Source organism: Nocardia neocaledoniensis (genome assembly GCF_029868625.1).
Taxonomy (GTDB): domain Bacteria; phylum Actinomycetota; class Actinomycetes; order Mycobacteriales; family Mycobacteriaceae; genus Nocardia; species Nocardia neocaledoniensis_A.
Window position 1 is genome coordinate 48941 of record NZ_JARWOJ010000119.1, and the last position, 7708, is coordinate 56648.

A 7708-nucleotide genomic window follows, 5' to 3' on the forward strand; every position below is an offset into this window, starting at 1 on the left:
TCGTACGGTATCGTTCTATAGCGAGACGCTACCGTTTCGTAGTTGACCGAGGAGGTCGACATGATCACCATTCGCTACATCGTCGACGATGTCGACGCGGCCGTACCCTTCTACGCCGAGCGGCTCGGCTTCGCCGTCGTCATGCACGCCCCGGCGGGCTTCGCGATGCTCGACCGCGACGGCCTCCGGCTGCTGCTGAACCGGCCCGGTGCCGGTGGCGCCGGTCATCCGGACGACGCGGGCAGACGCCCGGCGCCCGGCGGCTGGAACCGATTCCAGCTCGCCGTGCCGGACCTGGACGAGGTACTCGCCGGACTGGAGCACGCGGGCGTGCGGGTCAGGACGAGCATCGTCGAGGGCGGGGGCGGGCGACAGGCCGTGATCGAGGACCCGTCGGGCAATCCGATCGAGCTCTTCGAGTCGAAGGCCGGTGAATCCCGGTGAACGAGTGAGGCCCAGGTCGGGATCGCTCCCGGCCTGGGCCTCGGTGGGGGTGAGTGACGGGACTCGAACCCGCGACAGCCAGGATCACAACCTGGTGCTCTACCAACTGAACTACACTCACCATCGCCGGTGAATCACCGGCGCCGTAGATACTAGCGTGTTTCGGGCGTCAGTCCCTAATCCGCTGGTCGGGGGCTTGTTCCGGTGACATCCACGGCCTCGGTGACCGCTTCGGCGACCGCGGCGATCTCGGTGGTCGACGGGCCGGGCAGCGGCACGAACGCGGTGCGGCGGTAGTACTCGAGCTCGCGGATGGATTCCTTGATGTCGGCCAGCGCGCGGTGGGCGAGACCCTTTTCGGGCTGGCCGAAGTAGATGCGCGGGTACCAGCGCCGGCACAGCTCCTTGATCGAGCTCACGTCGACCATGCGGTAGTGCAGGTGCTCGTCGAGCTCGGGCATGTCGCGGGCGATGAAGCCGCGGTCGGTGGCGATCGAGTTGCCGCACAGCGGAACCGTGCGCGCGGTGGGCGCGTACTCGCGGATGTAGGCGAGCACCTCGGCCTGGGCCTGCTCGAGCGTCACCGTGGAACGCCGAACCTCTTCGGTGAGACCGGATTTCGCGTGCATCTCGGCGACGACCGGTGGCATGCAGGCCAGGGCGGCGTCGTCGGCGTGGATGACGATGTCGACACCGTCACCGAGGATGTTCAGGTCGCTGTCGGTCACGAGCGCGGCGATCTCGATCAGCTTGTCGCTGTCGAGACGGAGCCCCGTCATCTCGCAATCCATCCAGACCAGGAGTTTGTCGGACACCTGAGCCACCCTAACGGGGTGCGGGCGCGCCCGGGCGGCAGGTGTGTCGTGCGGGCGAGGCGGGACCAGGAGTCGACCGGCGGCGATACAGTTTGCCTTGATCTCCCCGCACCACGTTTCGAGCATTTCTTGCGTACGGCAGTTGTGACCAGACGGAGGACGCGCGATGACCACCCCCCAGGAGAAGGCGGCAGCGGCCCGCAAAGCGGCCGAGGAAGCGGCCCGGGTCGCCGCGGAGGCCGCGGCCGCCGCCGAGGCCGCCGAGCAGGAAGCCGCGGCCGCGAGTAGCGAATCATCGCGGGCGCCTGCGGCATCCGGTGCGGCCGCCGAGATCGCCGCGGGCTACGCCTTCGACGGACCGGCGCTCGAACTCGGCACCGTGATGGTCGATGGCGCCGCGGATCCCGCTGCGCGCGTGCGTATTCCGCTGCGGATGATGAACCGGCACGGCCTGGTCGCCGGGGCCACCGGCACCGGTAAGACCAAAACACTGCAGGGCATCGCCGAGCACCTGTCCCGGGCGGGGGTGCCGGTGGTGATGGCCGATGTGAAGGGCGACCTGTCGGGCTTGGGCGAACCCGGTGCCGACGACGAGAAGATCAGGGTGCGCGCCGCCGAGACCGCCGCGACCGACTGGGCGCCGCGCTCGTACCCGACGGAGTTCGTCTCGCTCGGCACCGGCGGCATCGGCGTGCCGATCCGGGCGACGATCACCTCCTTCGGCCCGATCCTGCTCAGCAAGGTGCTCGGCCTCAACGACACCCAGGAATCCACGCTCGGCCTGATCTTCCACTGGGCCGATCAGCGCGGCCTCGCCCTGCTGGACCTGAAGGATCTGCGGGCGGTGATCACCCACCTGACCAGCCCGGAAGGCAAGGAAGACCTCAAGGGCATCGGCGGGGTGTCGGCACAGACGGCGGGAGTGATCCTGCGCGCGCTGGTCAATCTGGAAGCCGAGGGCGGTGACACCTTCTTCGGCGAACCCGAGCTCGACCCCGCCGACCTGCTGCGCACCGCGGGCGGGCAGGGCGTGATCACGCTGTTCGAACTCGGTCAGCAGGCCGCGCGGCCGGTGCTGTTCTCCACCTTCCTGATGTGGGTGCTCGCCGACTTGTTCCAGACACTGCCCGAGGAGGGCGATCTGGACAAGCCGAAGCTGGTCTTCATCTTCGACGAGGCGCACCTGCTGTTCGCCGAGGCGTCCAAGGCGTTCCTGCAGCAGGTGGAGCAGACGGTGAAGCTGATCCGGTCCAAGGGGGTGGGCGTGTTCTTCTGCACGCAGTTGCCCACCGATATCCCGAATCCGGTGCTGTCGCAGCTCGGCGCCCGCGTGCAGCACGCACTGCGCGCCTTCACCCCCGACGATCAGAAGGCGTTGTCGAAGACGGTGCGGACCTACCCGAAGTCGGCGGTCTACGATCTCGAGGAGGCGCTCACCTCGCTGGGCACGGGCGAGGCGATCGTCACCGTGCTCTCGGAGAAGGGTGCTCCGACGCCGGTCGCCTGGACCAGGATCGCGCCGCCGACCTCGCTGATGGACACCATCGGTGACGACGCCATCAAGTCCAAGGCGCTGTCGAGCCCGCTGCAGGGCAAGTACGGGCAGAGCGTCGACCGGGAGTCCGCCTACGAGATGCTGCTGGCCAGCGTGGCCGCGGCCGAACCGGCGCCGGAGACGCCGGAGCCGGCGGGCCGCTCGCAGGCGCAGCGGGAGGAAGACTCCGCGGCCGAACGGATCATGAAAAACCCGGCGGTGAAGAGTTTTCTGCGCTCGGCGGCGAGCGCGGCGGGCCGGGAGATCAGCCGCAGCCTGTTCGGCACGCGCAGGCGTTAGCGCGCGCCTGGGGGACACCGCAGGTCGTGCGGTGTCCCCGAAAGCAACGGGCGCTGGTCAGCTGCTGCCGAACCAGCCCCAGGGGAACCAGTGGTGTCCGCCGCGGCCACGATCACGGTCGCAGTACTCCCAGTCCCGGTCGTTCCAGTGGTTGCGGCCGTACTTGTCGTGGTCGCAGCGGTGGCCGCGGTCGCGATCGCAGTAGTCCCAGTCGCGATGCTTGTTCCAGTCATCGCAGCGGGGGTTGCTGGTGTGCACCGCGGCCGGTGCGGCCGCGGGCAGGGCGGTGGCGGGGGTGGCCATGGTCAGCGGGAAGGTAGCTGCCGCACCCACCACGGCGGCGCTCAGGAGCAGTCGGCGTAGACCGGCCGTGCTTGTCGTTGTGGTCTTCATGATCGCCTCTTCCGGCGCGGAATTCGGTGCGCCGTGTGTCGAGTTGGATGAGAGTCCCCGACACTCTGATCGTAGGCGCGTCACCGGCGTCACCACCAGGCTGTGGCGGCACTCGACCTGGGCGGATCTCCGCGGTCGGGGCGGGGTTCTCCGCCCGCGAGTCACCGGACCGACTGGCTGTCCGCCCCTGATCCGGCCGGTGTCCGGGCCGGCTCGGCGACGGCCGACGGCGGGTCGGCGATCTCGCGCATCAGCAGGTCCGCGGTTGTCTCGCGGCGCAGCAGCTGCCTGGTCCGGCCGCCGGTGACGGCGACGATCGGCGGCCTGCCGACGGTGCTGTAGGTCGAGGCGAGCCCGTGGTGATAGGCCCCGGTGCACGGCACGGCGAGCACCTCGCCGGGACGCAGGTCCGCGGGCAGCCGCACGCCGGTGGCGAGGAGTTCGCCGGTCTCGGTGTGCCTGCCCGCGATCGACGTCGCCCGCTGGGCGCCGGTGGGATGCCGGTTCACCACCACCGCGCCGTCGTGCCCCCGGCCCGGGCCGCAACCGCCACCGTCGACGAGGACGCGGTGCCCGCCCTCGGCGGTCTCGGTGACGGCGAGCACCCGGTAGAGCGTGACCCCGGCCCTGGCGACGATCGCGCGCCCGGGTTCCATGGCGATCACGGGGCGGGGGAAGCGGTGGCGTGCGCACCCGGCGTCGAGGGCGTCGTCGAGGATGTCGGCGAGTTCGCGCAGGTTCAGTTCCGCGTCGCCGCCGCGATAGGCCACCGCGTGCCCGCCGCCGATGTCGAGATGGGTGAGCAGCAGGCCGTATTCGTGGTCGACCCAGGCCATTTCGCCGATCATCCGGCGGATCGCCTCGCCGTAGTGGTCGGGGTTGTGGATCTGCGCGCCGAGATGGCAGTGCAGGCCGGTGAGCCGGAGGTTGGGCTGCGCCGCGATCCTGGCGACGGCGGTCTCGAACGACGCGCTGCCGAGCGGGAAGCCGAAACGCGGGCCGCCGGGGACGTCGACGCCGGGGTCGACGCGCAGCAGCAGTTGCCGCGGCGTGACCGCCAGCGCGGCCAGCAGGGTGATCTCGGTGAGCGAGCCGACCACGATGCGCCCGACGCCGCACTCGACGGCGGTCCGGAGCTCGTCGAAGGTCTTGCCGTTGCCGTGCAACACGATCCGGCCCGGATCGATGCCTGCGGCGAGGGCGATCGACAGTTCACCGGCCGAGCCGACCTGCACCGACAGGCCCTCCTCGGCGACCCAGCGCGCCACCGCGCCGACCATCAGCGCGGTGCCCGCGTAGACGATCTCGGCGTCGGGGAAGTGCTTGCGATAGGCGCGGCAGCGAGTCCGCACCTCGGCCTCGTCGACCACGTGGACGGGGGTGCCGAATTCGTCGGCGACGTCGGTCAGCGCGACCCCGCCGAGCGTGATGCGCCCCTCGTCGTCGTAGTGGGTGTCGGCGGGCCAGACCGCGGGATCCAGCCGCGGCACGGTGGTCGCGCGCAACGAAGGAAAGATCTCGAGCAACGTCACGGTGTCTCCTGGGGACGCCCCCGCGCTCCGACGGCGGGGCCGACTCCAGGACTACGCCGCACGCGGGCCGTCGAACGCGCTGTTGACGAGTCCTTGACCCCGGGGCGGACGTTCCTGACGGGTTGCTGACGCGGCCACCCGTCAGGGTGGGCTCAGCCGCCCAGCTTCTTGTAGAACGCGCCCGCGATCGGGGCGGTCACCGCGCGCGGGCCGTAATTGCCCGCCACGCTCATGCCCTTGCTGATCAGGCCGGGCACGATGCGCATCTTGTTGCGCGCCAGCGCGTCGATGGACACCTTGGCGGTGTACTCCGAGGAGACCCACAGGAAATCGGGGACCATCTTGTCGACGATCGATTCGTCCTCGGGCGCCGGAGTTTCCGTGCGGACCGGGCCGGGCGCCAGCAGCGTGACATGGACGCCGCTGCCCTTGAGTTCGCCGCGCAGCGACTCCGAGAAGGTGTTGGCGAACGCTTTGGACGCGGCGTAGGTGGCGTTGTTCGGGATCGGCATGTTGCCCGCGGCCGAGCCGCTGATCAGGATGCCGCCCGCCTTGCGCTCGAGCATGCCGGGCAGCACGGCCAGCGTCAGATCGTGCACAGCGGTCGCGTTGAGTTCCATCTGCGCGCGCTCGTAGGCGAAGTCCAGCTCGGCGACCGGGCCGAAGGTGGCGATGCCCGCGTTGTTGCACAGGATCGCGATATCGCGCACGGCGAGCTCGTCGACCAGGCTGGCGCGCTGGGTCCGATCGGCGAGGTCGACCGCGCGCACCTCGGCGGTGATCCCGTGCGCCAGCGTGAGCCGCTGGGCGAGCTCGGTGAGGATCTCACCGCGCCGCGCGACCAGGATCAACGAGTAGCCGCGCCCGGCCAGCTCGGCGGCCAGCGCGGTGCCGATACCGGAGGACGCGCCGGTGACGACGGCACGATTGTCTGCAGTGGGGGAGGGCAAGCTCACCAGGGCGAGCTTAGGGGATCTGCCGCCGACGCCGCCGACCGAGCCGGGATCGTGAACACCCGGCGAGGCGGCCCTAGGCTGACAGCTGTCATGACGGTCAGCGATATCGCAGCACCCCACCCGGCGGGCGGCGCCACGACCGGTCACCGAGCCGACCGGTACGGCCCCGCCGCGCCCTCGTCGACGAGGACGGCGTCGATCGGTGGAGGTCGGACATGACCGGCTCCCCGGTGTTCGGGATGGGGGACGAGCCGACGGCCGCGCCGACCTGGCCCGCACTGACCGACGACGAGATCGTCCGGGCGATCGCCGCGACCTGGGGTGGGCCAGAGCCCGCCGAGATCGAATGGCGCAGCGCGCGCCCGCTGTCGTCGACGGTGGGCGTGCGGTTGACCGACGGTGCGCAGGTGGTCGTGAAGCGGCTCCCGGTGCGACTGCGTGACCTGGGCGCGCTGACCGAGGAGCACCGCTTCATGGCGCACCTGCGCACCCGCGGTATCCCGGTGCCCGCGGTGCGGGCCGCCGTGGGCGATCGGGGCACGTCGACTGAAGAACCTGCTCCCGTCGGTGTCGATCCGGCGCCGCGGACCGACGCCGTGCGGCAGGTCATCTCGGCGACAGAGGTGAGGACGGCCGGGACAGGCCTGCCCGGCGGCGAGGCGTACGTCTACGAAGTTCAGCGGGCCGGGGTCGGGGCGGACCGGTATCGTGCCGACTTCTCGTGGACGCCGTATCGCGACACCGATGACGCGGCCGGCGCCGGGGTGATGCTGGCTCGCCTGCACGTGGCGGCACAGGGCTACGACGCACCCGCTCGACCGGCCCGACCCCTGGTGGCCGGCCTGCACGGCGACAGTGTCGTCAGCGCGTTCGACTGGCACATCGCGCGTCGACCGGCGCTGGCGCGGTTCCTCGCCGACCACGACTGGCGTGCCGAGATCCCTGATCTGCGCGTCGATCTCACCGGCACCGAACCGCTGTGGACACACGGCGACTGGCATCCGACCAACCTGCTCTGGCAGGGCACGGAGGTGGCCACCGTGTTCGACTTCGGTCTCGCCGACCGCACGACCGCCGTCTTCGACCTCGCCAATGCCATCGAACGCGCCGCGGTGGACTGGGTTTCGCTGCGCGACGGTGGCCCGGCCCACGTCCGCGAAGACCAGGTGCGCGCCCTGCTCGCGGGCTACCTCTCGGTTCGCCCGCTGGCACGCGCCGAGCAGTCCGCCCTCGCGGACCTGCTTCCGCTGGTCCACCTCGGCTACGAACTCTCCGAGATCGACTACTTCCTCGCCGTCGCCGATCAACCGCGAAACGCCGACATCGCCTACCGGGATTGGCTTCTCGGCCACCTCGCGTGGTTCCGCACACCGACGGGTCAGTCGCTGCGCGCTTTGGTCCGCGAGTCCGCCGCCGGTTAGCGCGAGGGATCACGCACGCCGCCACCACGCAGAGCACCGCCCCGCCCACCGGATGCGAGGTCGGCGGACGGGGCGGTGCGACGGTCGTCCGTCGCGTCGGACGACCGGGTCGGGGGGGTCAGGCGGGCCGCCCGGCGGGTGCCCAGGTGGGTTGCGGGCTTTGGGTAGAGTTAGGCGGCCCGGTCGGTGTCGTCGGTCAGAAATCCTGGCCTGCTCCAGCCCGCATTGTTGATCAGGATATCCAACCCGCCCCAGGCATCGACTGCGCACTGAACGGCCTGTTCAGCAGCGCCTTCTGCAGTGAGGTCGACCG

Annotated in this window: 7 protein-coding genes, 1 tRNA gene and 1 pseudogene; 3 read left to right on the top strand and 6 right to left on the bottom strand. The window is 70.6% G+C overall.

The annotated features are described in order from the left end of the window. Positions 1–42 precede the first annotated feature (42 nt). The gene (locus QH270_RS08340) at positions 43–444 is read left to right on the top strand and encodes a VOC family protein (protein ID WP_280339936.1); all 402 of its coding nucleotides are present in this window, start codon (positions 43–45) and stop codon (positions 442–444) included. Positions 445–488: 44 nt separating this feature from the next. Here the strand turns inward: QH270_RS08340 and QH270_RS08345 are convergent. Continuing rightward, positions 489–566 (bottom strand) — tRNA-His (locus QH270_RS08345). A gap of 54 nt (positions 567–620) precedes the next feature. Continuing rightward, the gene (gene orn / locus QH270_RS08350; protein ID WP_167456361.1) at positions 621–1259 is read right to left on the bottom strand and encodes an oligoribonuclease; all 639 of its coding nucleotides are present in this window, start codon (positions 1257–1259) and stop codon (positions 621–623) included. Positions 1260–1425: 166 nt separating this feature from the next. Between orn and QH270_RS08355 the strand changes: the two genes are divergently transcribed. After that, the gene (locus tag QH270_RS08355) at positions 1426–3093 is read left to right on the top strand and encodes a helicase HerA-like domain-containing protein (protein ID WP_280339937.1); all 1668 of its coding nucleotides are present in this window, start codon (positions 1426–1428) and stop codon (positions 3091–3093) included. A 57-nt stretch (positions 3094–3150) separates the two neighbouring features. Here QH270_RS08355 and QH270_RS08360 read toward each other — a convergent pair whose 3' ends face one another. From QH270_RS08360 to cmrA, 3 genes are all read right to left on the bottom strand, one after another. Beyond that, on the bottom strand, positions 3151–3486 hold the full coding sequence (locus QH270_RS08360; RefSeq protein ID WP_280339938.1) for a hypothetical protein: 336 nt from the start codon (positions 3484–3486) through the stop codon (positions 3151–3153). Between the two features lie 161 nt (positions 3487–3647). After that, complete coding sequence (locus QH270_RS08365) at positions 3648–5018, bottom strand: diaminopimelate decarboxylase family protein (protein WP_280339939.1); 1371 nt, start codon at positions 5016–5018, stop codon at positions 3648–3650. A gap of 152 nt (positions 5019–5170) precedes the next feature. Then, positions 5171–5974 (bottom strand): mycolate reductase, encoded by an 804-nt coding sequence (cmrA, locus tag QH270_RS08370; protein WP_280339940.1) that lies wholly within the window; start codon positions 5972–5974, stop codon positions 5171–5173. A gap of 215 nt (positions 5975–6189) precedes the next feature. Between cmrA and QH270_RS08375 the strand changes: the two genes are divergently transcribed. Continuing rightward, positions 6190–7395 carry a phosphotransferase enzyme family protein gene (locus QH270_RS08375; protein ID WP_280339941.1) on the top strand — a complete coding sequence of 402 codons (1206 nt, stop codon included), beginning with the start codon at positions 6190–6192 and terminating at the stop codon, positions 7393–7395. A 176-nt stretch (positions 7396–7571) separates the two neighbouring features. On the opposite strand, the pseudogene QH270_RS08380 reads toward QH270_RS08375, so the two are convergent. Then, positions 7572–7708: pseudogene (locus tag QH270_RS08380) on the bottom strand (SDR family NAD(P)-dependent oxidoreductase); the annotation flags it as partial.

Coding starts and splice junctions, on each gene's coding strand:
- QH270_RS08375 (WP_280339941.1), top strand. CDS start 6,190: ATGACCGGCTCCCCGGTGTTCGGGATGGGGGACGAGCCGACGGCCGCG.
- QH270_RS08355 (WP_280339937.1), top strand. CDS start 1,426: ATGACCACCCCCCAGGAGAAGGCGGCAGCGGCCCGCAAAGCGGCCGAG.
- QH270_RS08360 (WP_280339938.1), bottom strand. CDS start 3,486: ATGAAGACCACAACGACAAGCACGGCCGGTCTACGCCGACTGCTCCTG.